We start from the raw sequence: 18,203 nt of genomic DNA on the forward strand, positions 1-18,203 counted from the left end.
ATTCCTCCTGCGTCGGAATGACAAGCCAGCCTTCCGGACCTTTGCAGATGCGTTACCTTTGCCGATTCCGATGAAGACTTACCTCCGCATTCTGCATTACGCTCGGCCGCTAGCCAGCTTTCTGCCCCAATACCTGCTGTATACTGTGTTGGCTACGCTGTTCGGGCTAGCCAACTTCACGCTGATTATCCCGCTGCTCCAGGTGCTGTTCGAGAAAACCGACCAAGTCCCCACGCAGGCCTCCACCCAGCTGCCGGCCTTCCACTTCAGCTTGGATTGGGTGAAGGACACGTTCAACTACTTTTTTGCCGATGTGCTGGCCACACACGGCACGATGGGCGCCCTGACCTTCGTGTGCATTATCGTGGTGGTGTCGGTGCTGTGCAGCAACCTGTTCCGCTATTTGAGCTTGCGGCTACTGGCCAAGGTGCGCGCCCGTGTCATCCGGAACCTGCGCCATGATTTGTACCGCCGCATCTTGCAGCTTCAGTTGGGCTATTTTGCCGGCGAACGGAAGGGTGACTTAATGTCGCGCTTCACGGCCGACGTGCAGGAAGTGGAATCGTCGGTGGTGAATACGATGACGGCCGTAATTCAGGAGCCGCTCAAGATTATTGCCTTCTTCGCGGTGCTGTTCTACATGTCGGTACCTCTGACGCTATTTACCCTGATTCTACTGCCGATTTCGGGCATTCTGATTGCGGGGGTGGCCAAGCGGCTGCGGCAGCAGGCCAAGCAAAGCCAAAGCACGCTCGGCTCGATGCTGTCGGTGATTGACGAGACGCTGGGCGGCATTCGGGTTATCAAGGCGTTCAATGCGCAGCAGTACATCGAAGGCAAGTTTGAAGACCAGAACGACGAGTACGCCCGCACCTCGCGCCGCATAGACAATACCCGCGACTTGGCCTCACCATTTTCGGAATTTGCGGGCGTAGCCGTAGTAGCGGGTTTGCTGTACTTCGGCGGCACCCTGATTCTGGGCGGCGAGTCCAATCTGACAGGCGAAACATTTATTGGCTACGTGGTGCTGTTTTCGCAGGTACTCACGCCAGCCAAAGCGCTGTCGTCGTCGTTCGGCAACATCCAGCGCGGGCTAGTGGCTGGCGAGCGGGTATTGGGCATTATAGATACCGAACCGGCTATCCGGGACAAGCCTAACGCGCAGTTGCTGCCGGCTTTCGAGCAGCAGATTGAGTTGCGCAATCTGCAATTCGCCTACGGCACTGACCCCGTGCTTCAGGACATCAACCTCACCATTCAGAAAGGCAAAACCGTGGCGCTGGTAGGCCCATCGGGCTCGGGCAAAAGCACGCTGGCCGATTTGCTACCGCGCTTTTATGACCCTACCGGCGGCCAAATCCTCATTGATGGCCACGATGTGCGCGACTGTACTATTCATTCAGTACGCGAGCAAATGGGCATTGTCACGCAGGAAAGCATCCTGTTCAACGATACTATTTTCAATAACATCCGCTTCAACACCCAGGCTACCGAAGCCGAGGTGATGGAAGCCGCCCGCATTGCCAACGCCCACGACTTCATCACGGCCACGCCCGACGGCTACCAGACCATCATCGGTGACCGGGGCGGACGGCTGTCGGGGGGGCAGCGGCAGCGTTTGAGCATTGCCCGTGCCATCTTGCGCAACCCGCCCATCCTGATTCTTGACGAGGCCACTTCGGCCCTCGACACCGAAAGCGAAAAGCTGGTGCAGGAAGCCCTGACCCGCCTGATGCAGCACCGCACCTCCCTGGTTATTGCGCACCGCTTGAGCACCGTGCAGCACGCCGACGAAATCATAGTGCTGCACCAAGGCCGCATTGCCGAGCGCGGCACCCACGACGAGCTGCTGCGCCAGCCCGGTGGCCTCTACCAGCGCCTCAGCCAGATGCAGGCCACCAATGCCGCATTAGTGTAGCATTGGCCGTTCGCAGCTCGGTACATAGTAGGCCGAAGGAAATGGGTGTCAAAGAGTACTATTCAGAAATTCACAGCAACTGATGATTCTATTCAATGACCACTCCAACTCCTAAAGCGCCCTGGTATACGTCGCAATGGATCTGGATTTTGGTCTTGCCAATGATTGGGCTGCGGTTCGGCTACAAAACCTGGCGCCAAGAGCAGCGCCCCGGTTCGGCCATTCGCATAGAGCAAGTCAACGAGCGAAGCCGAGCCCTGGAACAACAAATCAGGGCCAGCCAAGCCGCCAGCACTGCCCCCGTAATCGTCGCCGATTCTGCCGTGCTATCTGGTACCGTTACAGTTGGGCCCCAAGCTGCCGAGGCATATGACTCCTTCATCTGATACCGGGCGGCGCTGGGTGGCCACCCTGATTGTGCTGCTGCTGCTGTTGCAAGCCGGCCGCTGGCTGTGGCGGAAGTACAACCAAGCCCAGGACGCCCCTCGCCAACAGGCCGAACTGGCTGTACAACAAAAAATAGCCGCCAGTCACGCCTACGATGATGCGCTGCTCCAAGCCAATGCCCTGCTCGACCGGCACGACACAGCGGCAGCCAAGCACCTACTCGATTCGTTGCAGCAGGTGCCCACCGACAGCTTGTTTCAGATTGAGCGCCAGAAACTACAAGCTGCGTTACAGCGCCTGGATTCAGCCCGCGCCGGTAGCCCCAGGTTAAAATAACCAGCAGTTCGTTTCCATCCCAAGCAGAAGCTCAACCACATCCGGTAATTACCATCAACGAAATCCTATATTTAACCCGGCCGGTATGTTTTTGCGTACGACGGGTCATATTCCACTTTAGCTTCGCCGCCTTATGCTTGCTTTGAAACGCCTGGTTACTGTTCTGGTGATGATTTATTTGCTGTTGGTTTTGCTGCTGGTGCTTAGTCCTGGCTCGCGCGACAGCCTGATATCGGTAACCGCCGGTAGCAACCCCACGAACTTCTACTATGGCCTGTTCCTGATTAGCGGGGTTCTGCTTTTGTTGCAGCTCGTCACTGAAAACCTCGACAGTGTGCTGCTACGCCGCGACGTAGCTTCGCGTGAAGGCAAAATCAACGAGCTAAAAGCCCGCCTCTACGACCAGCAGATAGAACAGCGCAGCCCCACCACGGTGGGCGGCACCCGCACGGGCACCACCGTTCACCCCGATGGCTACGTGGCCCCTACCCCTACTGCGGCGCCCACCCGGCCCCTGCCCACCGACCGCGACGGCACGCCGCTAGCCTAGCGCGCTTATCTTTGCGGTGTGATTGACGCAACCTCCTTAACTGACTCGATTCGGGCTGAACTGACGGAAGCCCGCAACGTTCTCGACCGTTTTCTTGCCGATCCGGCCAACCTAGCTGCCATCGAACAGGCTGCTCAGCTGATGGCGGGCAGTTTACGGCAGCGTGGCAAGATACTCAGCTGCGGCAACGGCGGCAGCCTCTGCGACGCCCAGCATTTTGCCGAAGAATTGAGTGGCCGCTACCGCAACGACCGGCCCGCCCTGGGCGCCATTTCCCTCACGGAGGCATCGCACATGAGCTGCGTAGCCAACGACTATGGCTACGACGCCGTATTCAGCCGCTTTGTGGAAGCCCTGGGCCGCCCTGGCGACGTGCTGCTGGCCATCAGCACCAGCGGCAACTCCCCCAACATTCTGCGAGCTGCCGAAGCCGCCAAAGCCAGCGGCATGCTAGTGGTAGGCCTGACCGGCAAAGACGGTGGCAAGCTAGCCGCGCTCTGCGACGTGGAAATCCGGGCACCACACTCCGGCTACGCCGACCGGATTCAGGAAATTCACATCAAGGCTATTCACATTCTGATTATGCTCATCGAACAGTTGATGGCCTGAGAGCCCGCTATTTTTCATGGCCCTGATTCAGGCTTGGAATGTACATTCAACTGATGAAGTTGGATTAACTTGACAGAATTTGAAAAGCCGGAAGAAGTTATATTCTTCCGGCTTTTTCGTGCTTATATTCGTTGGATTATTTTCTATATTTTCTTCTACTTCATGCTTACCAAAACCTTCGGCTCAGCCGTGCAGGGCGTTAATGCTTATACTATTACCATTGAAGTAGTTGTATCGCAGGGCACTAATTTCTATGTGGTTGGGCTACCCGATAATGCAATTAAGGAAAGCCAGCAGCGGATTGAAGCGGCCCTGAAATTTCGGGGGTATCGGATGCCGCGTACCAAGGTGGTGGTGAACATGGCCCCGGCCGACATCCGCAAGGAAGGCTCCAGCTACGACCTGCCCATTGCGCTGGGCATTCTGCACGGCTCCCAACAGCTTACTACCGACCGGCTCTCCGAGTACATCATTATGGGCGAGCTGGCGCTGGATGGGGCCTTGCGGCCGGTTAAGGGCGTGCTGCCCATTGCTATTCAGGCCCGCAAAGAGGGGTTCAAAGGCTTTATTCTACCTCGTGAAAACGCCAGGGAAGCGGCCATCGTCAACAACCTCGATGTTATTGCGGTGGATACCATGCAGGAGGCCATCGACTTCTTCGAGGGTCGGTTGGCTATTGAACCGCTGGTGCTGGACACGCGCGACATTTTCCAGCACGAGGCCAACCAGTACGCCGCCGACTTTGCCGATGTGCAGGGCCAGGAAAACATCAAGCGCGCCCTGGAAATAGCCGCGGCTGGCGGGCACAACGTTATTATGATAGGCCCGCCCGGCGCCGGCAAAACCATGCTGGCCAAGCGCCTCCCTACTATCCTGCCGGCGCTAAACATGCTGGAGGCGCTGGAAACCACCAAAATTCATTCGGTAGCGGGCAAGTTGGGGGCTAATGCTTCGTTGCTGGGCACCCGGCCGTTCAGGGCCCCGCACCACACTATATCCGATGTGGCACTGGTGGGAGGCGGTAGCAATCCGCAGCCGGGCGAAATCTCACTGGCGCACAATGGCGTGCTGTTCCTGGACGAGCTGCCGGAGTTCAAGCGGACGGTGCTGGAAGTAATGCGGCAGCCGCTGGAGGAACGCCGCGTGACTATCTCCAGGGCCAAGGTCAGCATCGACTTCCCGGCCAACTTCATGCTCATTGCCAGCATGAATCCGTGCCCGTGCGGCTACTACAACCACCCCGAGAAAGAATGCGTGTGCGGACCCGGCGTGGTGCAGCGCTACCTCAACAAAGTGAGCGGGCCGCTGCTCGACCGGATTGACCTGCACGTGGAAGTAACGCCCGTGACGTTCGACCAGATGACCGAAACGCGCAAATCGGAAACCAGCCACGACATTCAGCAACGGGTGGAAAAGGCCCGCAAGGTGCAAACAGCGCGGTTCACGGAGTTTCCCGACATCTTTTCCAACGCCATGATGCCGCCCCAAATGGTGAAGGACATTTGCCAGATTAGCCCGGAAGGCCGCACGTTGCTGAAAACCGCTATGGAGCGCCTCGGCCTCTCGGCCCGCGCCTACGACCGGATTCTGAAAGTGGCCCGTACCATTGCCGACCTGGCCGGCACCGACGACATTCGCATCGAGCACTTGGCCGAAGCCATTCAGTACCGCAGCCTCGACCGGGAAGGCTGGGCCGGCTAGCTGTCCTTTCCAGATTGTAGCTATTGTCATTCCGAGTGCCGCGAGGAATCTGAGTTATCAGCATTACAACCCAGATTCCTCGCGGCACTCGGAATGACAGGGTTTACCACAGCAGCCAACAGCTTACGCCTCCCGAATCAGGCGGTAGAACTGGTCCCGGTAGGTTTCACTGACGGGTATTTCCTTGTCCTGGATGTAGATGGTGTTGCCGTCAACCATCCGGATTTTGTCGAGCGACACGATGAACGACTTGTGCACCCGCAGAAAGGGCGGCTGGGGCAGGGTTTCGGCTAACTCGCGCAGGGTTTGATAGGTGACTAGCCGCTGGGTGGGCAAGTGGATGGACACGTAGTTGTTGAGCCCTTCGATGTAGAGAATATCAGTGTAATTGACCCGTAGAAACTTGTTTTTGGTTTCGCCCTTCACGAACATGTGACCCACTGCCGGCGCCAGTGCCGGTGGTGGCACGGCTCCAATTGGGGCGGCTGGTGGCGGGGCTGGCTCGGGTGGCGCCATAGGTTGCAGGGCCAGCACTTTCTGGGCGGCTTTCAGAAACCGCTCAAACGAAATCGGTTTGAGCAGATAATCCACTACATCGTTTTCGTAGCCTTCCAGCGCGTATTCCGGGTAGGCGGTGGTGAGCACCACTTTGCACTTGTTGCCGCTGAGCTTAAGAAATTGCAGCCCGGTGAGCTTGGGCATTTGAATATCCAGAAACACCAGGTCAACGCGGCCCTGCTGCACCCAGGTTAGCGCCTCAATAGGATTGGTGGTGGTGCCTACGAGCGTTAGAAAAGGCACTTGGCTGATGTAATCGGCAAGAATAGCCAGGGCAGGCGCTTCATCATCAACGGCGAGGCAACGAATCATAAGCAAACAGCGGATACAAAGGAATTCGGGAAGAAATTAAGTTGGGCAGCCCTAGCGCATCAGATGCAAAGACGTAATAAACTGCTTGCCCGTGGTATCAATCTGTAAGGTATGCTGCTGCGGATAAAGCAGCTCTAGGCGGCGGCGCAGATTGGGCAGCCCAATGCCCGTGGTGGCATCTTTCTGATAGTCGCTGCTTTGGTTGTGCACTTCAAAGGTGAGGCCCTGGGGCTGCAAAGCCAAGTGGATGCGCACGGGCGTGGCCGGGTCGTCGAGGACGCCGTGCTTGATGGCGTTTTCAACGAACGGAATGAACAGCAACGGTGCCACGCGGTGGCCGTCGGACTCGCCGGTTACCGTGAAATCGACGAAAAACTGGTCGGGAAAGCGCAGGCGGTACAAGTCCAGGTAGTTGTGCAGATACTCGATTTCCTGCGTCAGTTCCACCTGACCGTCGGAGCTGTCGTGCAGCATGTAGCGCATCAGGTCGGCCAGCTTGAGGATGGCGTTGGCCAGCGGCTTGGCCACCGGATAGGCCATGCCATAGAGCATGTTGAGCGTGTTGTACAGGAAATGCGGGTTGATTTGGGTTTTAAGAAAAGCCAGCTCGGCCGTCCGTTTTTCGCCGCGTAGCAGCTGGTTTTCCCGTTCCCGGCGCAAGGCCGCCTGCGCGCTCCACACGGCGGCGCTTATCACTATCATGGGGCTGGCAAAGAAGAGGTTATCGAAAATATAGTAGGTCACGCTGGTATCTGGGGTGTAGTTATGAAAGCCCAGTACCGCCGGGTAGATAACCTCCTCAATAAGCGCACGAGCCCCGATATACAACGCAATAACTCCGGCTAGCGCAATGGCGAGCCGCCCCCCCTTGCCCGCACGCAATAACCGCGGATATACTATCGAATAGCATAGATAAAACTCTATTAGCCGGATAAATAACACCGAAAATGTCAGCCACAGGCTTATTCTCAGAGAAGTGCCCTGGTGCAGAAACACGCCCCAAATCTGGTAGCCGCTATACAGCAGCCAGCCCAGTACGTGCCAATGGAGAGCGGACTTGGAAGCGGTGTTTATTGGCAGCATAGGGCGTTAGGCAGGCCGCAGAAGCAGCAAGTGAAAGGCAAGGCCAAAACTAGCGCCGGTAGGTAGCGCCCGGTACTTTTTTATTTGAAACCCTCAGTTTGTGATGTGAACCGGAAATAAGCCGACAGCATGCTTTCACATCGGGTTTGAAGCAGGTAGGATAATGTTTTTTCAGCTGGGCTCTGGGCGGCGAACCTTTGAATCGTCAATCAGCCAACGCCTTTCCCGATGTCTACTCTCTACTCTTTCCGCCGCCACTGCCTGCTGTTCGTGCTGCTCATGCTGGCTGGCTTCACCCAGCGCAGTTTCGCCCAAGCCCCTGTTACCGGCTCAATACAGGATGCGGCAAATCAGCCGCTGGGCTTCGCTACGGCCGTGCTGCTGCACCTCCCCGACTCGGTAGTTGCCAACTCGCAGGCTACCACCGAGCAGGGCACCTACAGCTTCGGCAACGTGCAGCCCGGCAGCTACTGCGTGAAGGCCTTACTGATGAGCTACACGTCGGCCCGTAGCAGCGCCTTCACGGTGGGAAAAGAACTGGTCACGGTACCTGCGCTGCGCCTGCAAGCCACGGCCACAGCCCTGCGGGAAGTAACCGTGCAAGGCACTACGCCCGTGCTGGAGCAGCACGCCGACCGCACCGTGCTGAACGTGTCGCGCCTGAACACCGCCGGCGACAACGCCCTGGAGGTACTACGCAAAGCCCCCGGCGTCACGCTCGACAAAGACGACCACCTCGTGTACCGGGGCAGTGCTGGCGTAAACGTGCTGATTGATGGCAAGCTCACCTACATGTCGGGAGAGGCCCTAACCAACTATCTGAAGTCGTTGCCAGCCTCGGCTATCAGCCAGATTGAGCTGCTGCCCAATCCGCCGGCATCCATGGATGCTGCCGGTACGGCGGGCGTGCTCAACATCAAGCTGCGCCGCAGCCAGCTGCCCGGCCTCAGCGGCACCGCTACGGCCGGCCTGGGCCAGGGCCGCTTCGAGAAAAGCTGGGCCGGCACCAACCTCTCGTACAACGTGGGCAAGGTACGGCTGTTTACCCGCCTCGATGGGGGCCGCTACAACTCGTTCAACCGCCTGACCATGACGCGCATCATCCGCGACAGTGCATTCAGCCAGGAAAATTACTGGCGCCCATTGACGTACAGCGGCACCTACGCAGCCGGTGCCGACGTGGCCCTCACCACCAAGCACAGCATTGGGGCGCAGGTGCGCGGCAACCACAACCAGACCGACGCCGCCGTAACCAGCAACTCCAGGACCACCGATGCGGCGGGCAACCCCGCCGGCCGCCGCCAGATGGACAACCCACGCAACAACAACAGCAGCAACCAAGGCCTGAACCTGTATTACCGCTGGACACTGGACAGCACTGGCCGCGAGCTAAGCGCCAACGCCGACTACGTGCGCTACACCAGCGCCAGCAAGCAGCAGTTTTTCAACCGGCAGTACGTTTCCGGCAACGAGCAAGCTCAGGACGCCGGGCAGCTACGCAGCGCTGAGTCGTCGGAAACCACCATCCGGGCTGCCAAGGTAGATTACGTGCACCCGGTGGCGGGCACCAAGCTGCAACTGGAAACCGGCGCGAAAACCAGTTGGGTGACGTCGCGCAGTGCCATCCAATTCGATAAGCTCGCCGAAACCACTTGGCTGCCTGACACGCTCCGCACCAACCAGTTCCGGTACGACGAGCACATCAGTGCCGGCTACCTGAGCGCCAATACCACCCTGAACCGGTTGGAATTGAAAGCCGGTCTGCGCGGTGAGCTCACCCACTCAACGGGGGTATCGGCCACTACGGGCCAGCGGGTAGCGTGGCGCTACTTCCAGCTGTTTCCCAGCGCTTTTGCCAGCTACAAGCTCAACGAGCAGAACCAGGTCAGCGCCTCGGTCAGCCGCCGCATCACCCGGCCTTCCTACCAGAGCCTCAACCCCTTCCTCATCTACACCGACGCCTATACTGCTCAACAGGGCAACCCATTCCTGGCGCCTTCTCTGTCGCAATCTTTCGTGGTCAACTACCTGCACAAAGACTTTCAGGTGCTGAGCGTGAGCTACCTGCACGAAACCAATGCCCAGAACGACGTAGTGTACCAGAACGACAAAACCAAGGTATCAACCAGCCGCCCCGAAAACCTGGCCCAGGCGTCGACGCTCACACTCAGCTCCGGCGGCCATACCGACCTCAACAAATGGTGGGGCATGGACAACCAACTCAACGGCTCCTACAACAAGGTGCGTACTCGGGTGGAAGGCCAAGCGGTGAATCTAGCCAGCTACAGCTGGTCGGCCAGCTCCGACCATACCTTCACGATGCCCCGCAGCTACAAGCTACTGGTAGGCGGCTTCTACAGCTCGCCCGCGGTGCAGGGCCTGTTTCACACCAAAGCCAACGGGGCCGTAAACCTGGGCTTGAAAAAGCAGCTTTGGGCCGACAAAGCCACGCTGAGTTTGCGGGTAAACGACGTTTTCTCAACCAGCCGCTTCCGTAGTACTTTGCGCTATAACAACGTGAACATGACCTGGAACAACCAGTGGGAAAGCCGGCGGGTGCTACTGACGCTCACTTGCAAGATTGGTAGCGGCAAAACGCTGGCCCGCCGCACCACCGGCAGCAGCGACGAGGAAGGCCGGGCAGGAAATTGAGGCTCTTTCGTAGCCGACGAGTTGCCACAGAAAATTTAACCGATGGCTGAGTGAAAACAAAAAACCCGGTCTGCACGCTTGCAGACCGGGTTTTGGTGATCCCGCTGGGATTCGAACCCAGGACCCATACATTAAAAGTGTATTGCTCTACCAGCTGAGCTACAGAATCATTTTCCACTGCCAGACAGCTATTTTCTGGAAGGGATGGCAAAAGTACGGGGTACATTTTCAATCTCCAAATCCACACATGAATTTATATTCGGTTAAACTGCTCTGTTCTTTCAACTCACCTCTTTATCAATTATATAGACAAGCAAATAAATCATAGGAATAAAGCGCAATCTATACTTTCTGGTACCAGAATAAGTAGGAGCTTTGCATCTCAGAACCTTTGTAGCCTGTTATGTACAAAGCCTTACTAAAGCCATTGTTTTTTCGGCTGGATGCCGAACGCGCCCACCATTTGGTGTTCGACAACCTGAAACGGGCGCACCGGGTACCGGGCACACCAGCCTTGTTGCGCCAGCTCTATGATTTTCAACATCCCAGCTTGGAGCGGGAAGTATTTGGGCTACGGTTTCGGAACCCGGTAGGACTAGCCGCCGGCCTCGACAAGAATGCTGAATTCACGGACGAGCTGGGCGCATTGGGTTTTGGCTTTGTGGAAATTGGCACCGTGACGCCCCGCCCCCAGCCTGGCAATCCGCAGCCGCGGTTGTTCCGGCTGCCGCAGGACGAGGCGTTGGTGAATCGGATGGGCTTTAATAACGGAGGGGCCGCCGCTGCGGCTGCCCGGTTGCGCCAGCGCCGCAACCGAAACCTGCTTATTGGCGGCAACATTGGCAAGAACAAGGACACGCCCAACGAACAGGCTGCCGCCGACTACGTGGCCTGCGTGGAAGCCCTGCACGAGGTAGTCGATTACTTCGTGGTGAACGTGTCGTCGCCGAATACGCCGAACCTGCGGCAGCTCCAAGAGCGGGAGCCGCTGATTCAACTGCTGCAACAGGTGCAGGAGCGCAACAAGGCGCTGCCTACTCCCCGGCCGCTTTTGCTCAAAATTGCCCCCGACCTCACGGATACCCAACTCGACGATATTCTGCTGATTGCGCGAGAAACTCAGCTTAGCGGTTTGGTAGCTACCAACACTACCATCAGCCGGGAGGGCCTGACCACCGCAGCGGAGCGTGTAACGGCGCTGGGGGCGGGCGGCCTCAGCGGCCGGCCGTTGCGCCAACGAGCCACCGAGGTTATCCGCTACCTGCACCAGCATTCCGATGGCGCGCTGCCCATTATTGGGGTGGGCGGTATTCATTCGGCCGAGGATGCGCAGGAGAAGCTGGCCGCGGGAGCATCGTTGGTGCAGCTCTACAGCGGCTTCATTTACGAGGGGCCGGGCCTGATAAAGCGCATCAACCACGCATTGGTTTAAGCAGCTTCGGGCTGGATGCGCACCTCCACTACATCGGCGGGGCGCTGGCCTTTGGCAAAACGGGCTTTGTAGCGACGCTGCACCCACACCATGGGCGGCACGATGAGCAAGGTGGGCCACAGAAAATTCCAGGGCCAAGGAATGAAATGCAGGCTAGTGGCTGAAAAGGCCGATACCGCCGCAATGTAGGAGCCCACGAAACCCGATATGTGGTTGAGCAGCCATTGCCCCGGCGCTTGCGGTTTTGCCTGCACATACGACCAAAGCTGCCGGCCGGTGGTCATCACGCCAATGGCCCCAAACACCAACGATGGCACCGCCCCCGACTTCACGCCGAATACCAGCGTACTGAGGAACACCAGCAGCCCCGCACAGACCAGCAGCCAATCGAACAAGCCAGGGCGCTGGCCTTGCCCCAAGTGCTTGAGGTAGAGGGAACGGTAGCCGAAAAAGGCGAGATACAAACTGAAAATACCCGTCAGCAGCAGAAACGTGAGGCCTTTGAGCGAAGCCGCCAGCAGCGCCGTAATGCCTGCTACCAACATAGCCCAGAAAAACACCTGCCCCCACCGCCGGTGCGCCGCGCCACCCTTGCGGACGTACAGCGCCACCGGCGCCACAAAAAAGCCTACAAAACCTGCCGCAATGTGCAGCCAGCGGTTATACAGCAAGAAGGTTTCCATTGGTGAAACAGAGAGGGAGTGAAAGGATGAGGTGAAGATCCAACATCAGCTTCTCTACTCCAACCACCATTTACTCAAGCCGCAATTCCGGGGTATGAAGCTACTTACAGAGCTTCTTAAGCGGTAAGCCACACTGTAGCTTGTCATAGCTTTACGCCGGCTTTCAGCTCCAGCACATCGGCAGAGCCACGGTGTACCTTTAAGTCAACGGCGCCAAAAATGCGGTTGGTGAAGTGGTATTTCAAGCCAATCCGCTCGTAGTAAAAGTCGTTGGATTTGTACGGGTTGTACACGTAGAATCCCAGGTGCGTCACCATTGCCAGGCGCCCAAATAGCAGCTCGTGGCCAAGCACCAGGCCGGCCTTTTTCACGTCGGGTAGGTTGCTGGTGCTGCGGGCGGTATCGCGCTGCTGGCGTACCAAGCTTCGGTCGTAGAAGCCTTCAAGCCCTACCAGCAGGTTACTTTTGCGGCTGATGCGCCGTCCTGCCAACACCGACACCGACTGCACTACGTATTTCTGCTTGTTTGCAGGGTTCAGCTGTTTGAAGCCGACACTGGTGCTCAGGTTCAAAAAGTTCTGGCCAATATCAGCAGGCAAATCATGGGGGGGCACTACCAACGGCACGAAGGGGCGCTGCTGGTGGTAGTTGATACCCAGGAAAAGAGTGGGCAGGTTGATGCCCATATTGGGCTTGGCAGTAGAGCCGTTGGAATAGTGATTCAGCCCCAGCCCAACCAGCAACCCTACATGTTCGGCCACGGCTACGTCATACTCAAAGCGCATCTGCAAGGTAGCGTTCAGGCGGGAGCTGACAATGGCGTTTTTGTGGTTGGTTTCGAGGTTGAAAGGGTTAGGAAAGTACGCCAGGCCAGTTCCCAATCGGAAATTCAGCTCCTGCTTGGGTGTCCGGAACAAACTTTTGCCTATATAAATGGTGCTGGCGTAGGATTGCGCCAGCACGGGATTGTGATAATTGTAATACACCAGCGCCACCCCAATACGAGGGTACCGATACCAGGCGTGCCAGGGCTCAGAGCCATTGGTTTGCCGCTGCAAATTCAGCTCCACTCCCGTGGGGTGCGACACGGCCAAGTGTTGCACGGCCGGCGTATGCGCAATGATAAAGCTGCCTTGCGCGTACACCCCCAGAATAAGCGGCCCCGGAGCGGCCGGCGGAGGCTCGGCTATTGGTGCCTGAGCGTGGCTGGGAACTACCAATGAAGCCGCTAAACCTAGCAGAATGAGTACAATACGCGTAAAAAACCGCATAGTCAGAGAGTAGAGGAACGCAAAAATATGCATTGACTTGATAGACAAGCACCCAGCACACTATTAGATTATTTTTCAATGATAGTGTAACAAAAGGAGGTGGTTTGGGAGTATGAGGCCCTGTAAGCGGCTCACCGGAGCCTTGGGCTCAGGCTTGTGCTGTTGCTTTGTGTTTGCCACCTCCACCTTTATTTTTTCATGAAAAAGTTTCTCACCCTTGCCCTGGCAACTGCTGCCTCTGTTTCTGTTGCCCAAGCCCAAGATGCCGGCGGATTCCGCCTCGGCGTTAAGGTTGGCGGTACCTTCTCCAACGTTTCCGGCGACGACGTAAACTTGCTCACAGGCCCAGGTTATAGCTCCGACCTTAAAGATTACAAGCTAGGCTACAATGCAGGCCTAAGCTTCTCGATTCCGTTGAGCAGCGACGGCTTTTTCTCGTTTGCTCCCGAGTTGTTATATAACCGCAAAGGCTACGAAATCGAGTCTGAGTCAAAGTCTGGCACCACTTTCCCAAATGCACCTGCTGGTACTGTGAAAGCTGAAATTGAGCAGCAGCGCGTACTGCATTATATTGATGTGCCCTTGCTAGCAAAAATTAATGCTGGTGGCCTATTCTTTGAATTAGGCCCGCAGGTAAGCTACTTGTTCGGCTCGAAGCTGAAACAGCAAACGACTTACAAAGACGCCGCTGGTAATAAAACGAAAGAGACTAGCAATTCCGACTTCCAGCTCTACGCCGGTTCCGGCATTAAAGACAGCGAAAAGTCTGATCTTTCTAATGTAGATATCAGCGGCGTAGCTGGTGTAGGCTACATGACCGACGGTGGTATTAGCCTGGGCCTGCGTTATGCCCGTGGCTTTAACTCTATCCTCGACTCAAAAAACACCGACAACGAGCCGAAGGCATTCAACAATGCCTTTACGCTGCAACTCGGTTACCTGATTCCAACCAAGTAATTGTTGGCATAAACCAAACGAAAACCGGCTGTTTCTCATGTGAGAGCAGCCGGTTTTTTGTTTTTAATAGCTCTGCGTTAACACCAACTGTTCTGTTACGTAAGTAGGGCTGTTTGCAGTGCTTGCTCTTTTACCTCCATTTCTTCATTGTAATGAAAAAGCAACTCTTTATCCTGGCTACGGTAGCTGCGGCCTTTGCGCTGGCACCAGCCGCTCACGCACAAGGCATCCGACTAGGTGTTAAGGCCGGTGCCAACCTCTCTAACCTGTCCGGCGACCTAACTGATGAGGACCGTTTTCAAAATAAAGTAGGCTTTCATGGCGGTGTAATGCTCAATGTAGGACTGATTGACGACGGTTTTCTTTCGCTCCAACCAGAGGTTTTGTTTTCACAGAAGGGCTTTGAATTTGATGAAAACAGGCTATTTGGGCTCTACAATAACAAGGGTAATGTCACTTACAATTACCTTGATGTACCTGTACTACTCAAGATCAAAGCAGGAGGGTTTTATGTAGAAGCAGGTCCGCAATACAGTTACCTGTTGAAAATAAAAGATGAATCGACGCGGACTATAGCAGGTGTTATTACTGCTCGCAGTGAATCAGAGAGAAATATCGATAATATCAACCGCAATGAACTAGGGTACGCTGCTGGCTTAGGATATCAGTCAGAGCTAGGCTTACTTATTGGTTTGCGCTACAATGGAAGCCTAACAGATTTTGCCAAAAACAACACCTATTACAACGGGGAATTGCGCAATGCCCGCAACTCGGTGTTTCAGGCCTCGGTTGGGTTTCTGCTGCCCGGTAAGTAATCTGTTTTACTGCAAAGCTTAAACGCTCCGCACCAGTATTGGTGCGGAGCGTTTTGTTTTTCTTATCATACAAATAAGCTGCTGTCTGTCTTGTGTGTGCCGGCTCTACCCTGCACCGGGCTTTTGGGTCAAGGGCCACAACAGCGTATTTCGACTGTACGTAGGGTATCTGCTACCGGGCGTATAAGGGGGCCGTTCTAGATAAGCACTGCATCTTCTGCCAAAAGCAATTCATACGCCTTATCGAAGGTTTACGGTGCTATATAGTGGAGCTACACGCATTTTCCTTTTAGCTTCGGGCCGTTTTTCCACGGCTTTCGCAGCCATATGCTTACTTATGAAGAAGGAATTTGTCTTGTTGCTACTCCTCACCATCCTTGCCGGAACTGCCCACGCCCAGCGCAACGTATCATTGGGCCTCAAAGCCGGTGGTACGCTATCTGACCTGACCGGCAAGCAGGCTTCCGGCTACGAAAGTGCATTTGGCTTTCAGGCAGGCGGCTTTCTTAATGTCGGGTTGAGCCGCTTATTTGCGTTTCAGCCAGAGGTTATCTATTCCCGCAAGGGGGCCAAACTCGCTACATCACCCACGGTTCATGCCCGCCTCGACTACGTAGACGTGCCCCTGGTATTCCATATCAACGTGGATGGCTTGTTCTTTGAGGCCGGCCCGCAGGTGGGTTTCCTGGTAGCGGCCCATGACAAAGTGGATACCCAGCAGTTTGACACCAAAGCACGCTACAACACCGTGGACGCTGGCTATATATTCGGCCTGGGCTACCAGCGCAAAGCCGGGCTCGGGGTTGGCCTGCGTTACAACGGTGGCATCACCAACATCGAAAAATCGGTACTGGTAGGCACTACCAAAGTGCAGAACAACATCCGCAACGGCGCCTTCCAGCTATACCTTACTTACTCGTTTCAAGGCAACTGACAGAGGCACAAACAACCTACAAAAAAGCCCGGCCACTGTTAATGTAGCTGGGCTTTTTCATGCGTTATTATGAGCGGGTTACGCCTTCATAGCTGCCGCGTAGTTGCGGTAGAAGTGCGGAATGGTTTCAATGCCTTTCAGGAAGTTGAAGACGCCGTAGTGTTCGTTTGGCGAGTGGATGGCATCGGAATCCAGCCCGAAGCCGAGTAGCACGGTATCCAGGCCCAGCTCGCTCTTGAACATGGCCACAATCGGGATGGAGCCACCGCCACGCGTAGGAATGGGGCGCTTGCCGAAGGTAGTTTCCATGGCATCAGCCGCCGCTTTGTAGGCCACCGAGTCGGTGGGGGTTACTACCGGCTCGCCGCCGTGGTGGGGCCGCACTACTACTGTTACGCCGGCGGGCGCAATGCTTTCGAAGTGCTGCTGAAACAGGGCCGTAATTTCGTCGGAGGTCTGGTTGGGCACCAGGCGCATGGAAATCTTGGCGAAGGCCTTGCTGGCAATGACGGTTTTAGCTCCCTCGCCGGTGTAACCGCCCCAGATGCCGTTCACGTCCAGCGTGGGCCGGATACCGACGCGCTCCACGGTGGTGTAATCCTTCTCGCCGTAGATGTCTTTGAGGCCAATGCTTTGCTTGAACTCGTCGTCGGAGTGCGGCACGCGGTTCAGCTCGGCGCGCTCGTCGGCGCTGAGCACGGCCACGTTGTCGTAGAAAGCGGGAATGGTAATGTGGTTGTTTTCGTCGTGCAGGCTGGCAATCATCTTGCAGAGCACGTTGATGGGGTTGGGCACGGCACCGCCGTAGAGGCCGGAATGCAGGTCGCGGTTCGGGCCGGTTACTTCCACTTCGTGGTAGCTCAGGCCGCGCAAGCCTACTTCAATGCTGGGCACATCGTTGGCGAGCATGCCGGTGTCGGAAATCAGGATGACATCGGCAGCCAGCTTCTCTTTGTTGGCTTTCACGAAGATGCCCAGGTTGTTGGACCCGATTTCCTCTTCGCCCTCAAACATCACCTTCACGTTGCAGGGCACGCCGCCGTCTTCCTGCATCATCACCTCAAAGGCTTTCACGTGCATGTACACCTGGCCTTTGTCGTCGCAGGCGCCGCGGGCGTAAATCTTCTCGTCTTTGATAACCGGCTCGAACGGCGGCGAGGTCCACAGCTCGTAGGGGTCGGCGGGCTGCACGTCGTAGTGGCCGTATACCAGCACGGTAGGCAGGCTCGGGTCGATGATTTTATCGGCGTAGACGATGGGGTTGCCAGCGGTTTCGCACAGCTCTACGTTTTCGAGGCCGGCTTCGCGCAGCCGGTCGGCTAGGTAGTCGGCGGCTTTGCGCACATCGGCCTGAAACTTGGGGTCGGCGGAAACGGACGGTATGCGGAGCCAGTCGATCAGCTCGGTTAGGAAACGCTCTTGGTTGCTAGCGAGGTAAGAAGCCATGCGGGCAGTAGTGTTAGTGGGGAAATGCGGGGTAAAAGTAGGAACTTCTGTTAACCGTCAGCGCCAGATGGCAGGTACTCATGCACGATTTCCCAAGCCCTTTCTAGACTTATGCCCTCGCGCTGCGCTATTGCTAGCGGCTCTTCCGTGGGTTCAAGTTCTATTTGCGGACGCCGATTATCTCCTTGAAAGTGTGCTTTTGTCTTCAACAAGTAGGTGTTGCCGAAAGCTAAGATACTAGAGCACAACCAGCCAAAATATGGTCCTATCTCGGCAGTATTAGGCTGTTCTAGGTACGTATAGAAATGCTCTTTCTTTTGACTGACCCATACACCAAGTCCGAAGCTTTCTTCTTGCTCGTGTACAGGTATTTCTAGTATGCCACGGATAAAATAATGCTCTTCGTCAATGATGCAGGTGTCCGAAGTCAACTGGACTCTTAATTTCCTTTCTTCTTCGGGAACATCGAAATATGGCTCTGGCTTAGCAAAGCCTAAATCGGGTAAAGCATCATGCGTTTTCCCACAGCAAGCGCAAATAAAGCTCATCACGTCTCAGA

17 protein-coding genes and 1 tRNA gene are annotated in these 18,203 nt (G+C 56.2%); 11 read left to right on the plus strand and 7 right to left on the minus strand.

The window, feature by feature from the left end:
* The first annotated feature begins 70 nt into the window (after positions 1–70).
* From J0X19_RS17810 to J0X19_RS17835, 6 genes are all read left to right on the plus strand, one after another.
* Positions 71–1,918 (plus strand): ABC transporter ATP-binding protein, encoded by a 1,848-nt coding sequence (locus J0X19_RS17810; RefSeq protein ID WP_206985776.1) that lies wholly within the window; start codon positions 71–73, stop codon positions 1,916–1,918.
* A gap of 95 nt (positions 1,919–2,013) precedes the next feature.
* Positions 2,014–2,304: a hypothetical protein gene (locus J0X19_RS17815; protein WP_206985777.1), complete on the plus strand. Its 291-nt coding sequence runs from the start codon at positions 2,014–2,016 to the stop codon at positions 2,302–2,304.
* Positions 2,288–2,641: a hypothetical protein gene (locus J0X19_RS17820; protein ID WP_206985778.1), complete on the plus strand. Its 354-nt coding sequence runs from the start codon at positions 2,288–2,290 to the stop codon at positions 2,639–2,641. Before J0X19_RS17815 ends, J0X19_RS17820 begins: the two co-directional genes overlap by 17 nt.
* 133 nt (positions 2,642–2,774) lie before the next feature.
* Positions 2,775–3,191, plus strand: a complete 417-nt coding sequence (locus J0X19_RS17825; RefSeq protein ID WP_206985779.1) for a hypothetical protein — start codon at positions 2,775–2,777, stop codon at positions 3,189–3,191.
* Positions 3,192–3,209: 18 nt separating this feature from the next.
* Positions 3,210–3,800: a D-sedoheptulose 7-phosphate isomerase gene (lpcA, locus tag J0X19_RS17830; RefSeq protein WP_317194791.1), complete on the plus strand. Its 591-nt coding sequence runs from the start codon at positions 3,210–3,212 to the stop codon at positions 3,798–3,800.
* A gap of 162 nt (positions 3,801–3,962) precedes the next feature.
* Positions 3,963–5,501: a YifB family Mg chelatase-like AAA ATPase gene (locus tag J0X19_RS17835; protein ID WP_206985780.1), complete on the plus strand. Its 1,539-nt coding sequence runs from the start codon at positions 3,963–3,965 to the stop codon at positions 5,499–5,501.
* A gap of 123 nt (positions 5,502–5,624) precedes the next feature.
* Here the strand turns inward: J0X19_RS17835 and J0X19_RS17840 are convergent, their stop codons facing one another.
* A complete protein-coding gene (locus tag J0X19_RS17840) occupies positions 5,625–6,371 on the minus strand; it encodes a LytR/AlgR family response regulator transcription factor (protein ID WP_206985781.1) in 747 nt (248 codons plus the stop codon).
* A 51-nt stretch (positions 6,372–6,422) separates the two neighbouring features.
* Positions 6,423–7,454 carry a sensor histidine kinase gene (locus J0X19_RS17845; RefSeq protein WP_206985782.1) on the minus strand — a complete coding sequence of 344 codons (1,032 nt, stop codon included), beginning with the start codon at positions 7,452–7,454 and terminating at the stop codon, positions 6,423–6,425.
* A 228-nt stretch (positions 7,455–7,682) separates the two neighbouring features.
* Here J0X19_RS17845 and J0X19_RS17850 point away from each other — a divergent pair, with 228 nt between their 5' ends.
* Positions 7,683–10,106 (plus strand): outer membrane beta-barrel protein, encoded by a 2,424-nt coding sequence (locus J0X19_RS17850; protein WP_206985783.1) that lies wholly within the window; start codon positions 7,683–7,685, stop codon positions 10,104–10,106.
* Positions 10,107–10,199: 93 nt separating this feature from the next.
* On the opposite strand, the gene J0X19_RS17855 is transcribed toward J0X19_RS17850, so the two are convergent.
* A tRNA-Lys gene (locus tag J0X19_RS17855) sits at positions 10,200–10,275 on the minus strand.
* Between the two features lie 234 nt (positions 10,276–10,509).
* On the opposite strand from J0X19_RS17855, the gene J0X19_RS17860 reads away from it, so the two are divergent.
* The gene (locus J0X19_RS17860) at positions 10,510–11,538 is read left to right on the plus strand and encodes a quinone-dependent dihydroorotate dehydrogenase (RefSeq protein ID WP_206985784.1); all 1,029 of its coding nucleotides are present in this window, start codon (positions 10,510–10,512) and stop codon (positions 11,536–11,538) included.
* Here J0X19_RS17860 and J0X19_RS17865 read toward each other — a convergent pair.
* Entirely contained in the window at positions 11,535–12,221 is a 687-nt protein-coding gene (locus tag J0X19_RS17865) for a DUF2306 domain-containing protein (RefSeq protein ID WP_206985785.1), read from the minus strand. The two genes, J0X19_RS17860 and J0X19_RS17865, sit on opposite strands and share 4 nt — an antisense overlap.
* A gap of 143 nt (positions 12,222–12,364) precedes the next feature.
* A complete protein-coding gene (locus tag J0X19_RS17870; RefSeq protein ID WP_206985786.1) occupies positions 12,365–13,492 on the minus strand; it encodes an acyloxyacyl hydrolase in 1,128 nt (375 codons plus the stop codon).
* A gap of 198 nt (positions 13,493–13,690) precedes the next feature.
* Between J0X19_RS17870 and J0X19_RS17875 the strand changes: the two genes are divergently transcribed.
* The 3 genes from J0X19_RS17875 (at position 13,691) to J0X19_RS17885 (ending at position 16,198) form a co-directional block, all read left to right on the plus strand.
* The gene (locus J0X19_RS17875; RefSeq protein WP_206985787.1) at positions 13,691–14,449 is read left to right on the plus strand and encodes a porin family protein; all 759 of its coding nucleotides are present in this window, start codon (positions 13,691–13,693) and stop codon (positions 14,447–14,449) included.
* Between the two features lie 152 nt (positions 14,450–14,601).
* Entirely contained in the window at positions 14,602–15,264 is a 663-nt protein-coding gene (locus tag J0X19_RS17880) for a porin family protein (RefSeq protein WP_206985788.1), read from the plus strand.
* A gap of 337 nt (positions 15,265–15,601) precedes the next feature.
* Positions 15,602–16,198 carry a porin family protein gene (locus J0X19_RS17885; RefSeq protein WP_206985789.1) on the plus strand — a complete coding sequence of 199 codons (597 nt, stop codon included), beginning with the start codon at positions 15,602–15,604 and terminating at the stop codon, positions 16,196–16,198.
* Positions 16,199–16,276: 78 nt separating this feature from the next.
* On the opposite strand, the gene J0X19_RS17890 is transcribed toward J0X19_RS17885, so the two are convergent.
* Both J0X19_RS17890 and J0X19_RS17895 read right to left on the minus strand, forming a co-directional pair.
* Positions 16,277–17,644 carry a dipeptidase gene (locus J0X19_RS17890; RefSeq protein WP_206985790.1) on the minus strand — a complete coding sequence of 456 codons (1,368 nt, stop codon included), beginning with the start codon at positions 17,642–17,644 and terminating at the stop codon, positions 16,277–16,279.
* 50 nt (positions 17,645–17,694) lie between these two features.
* Positions 17,695–18,192 (minus strand): DUF2199 domain-containing protein, encoded by a 498-nt coding sequence (locus J0X19_RS17895; protein WP_242582946.1) that lies wholly within the window; start codon positions 18,190–18,192, stop codon positions 17,695–17,697.
* Positions 18,193–18,203 lie beyond the last annotated feature (11 nt).

It is taken from the genome of Hymenobacter telluris (assembly GCF_017313265.1).
Taxonomy (GTDB): domain Bacteria; phylum Bacteroidota; class Bacteroidia; order Cytophagales; family Hymenobacteraceae; genus Hymenobacter; species Hymenobacter telluris.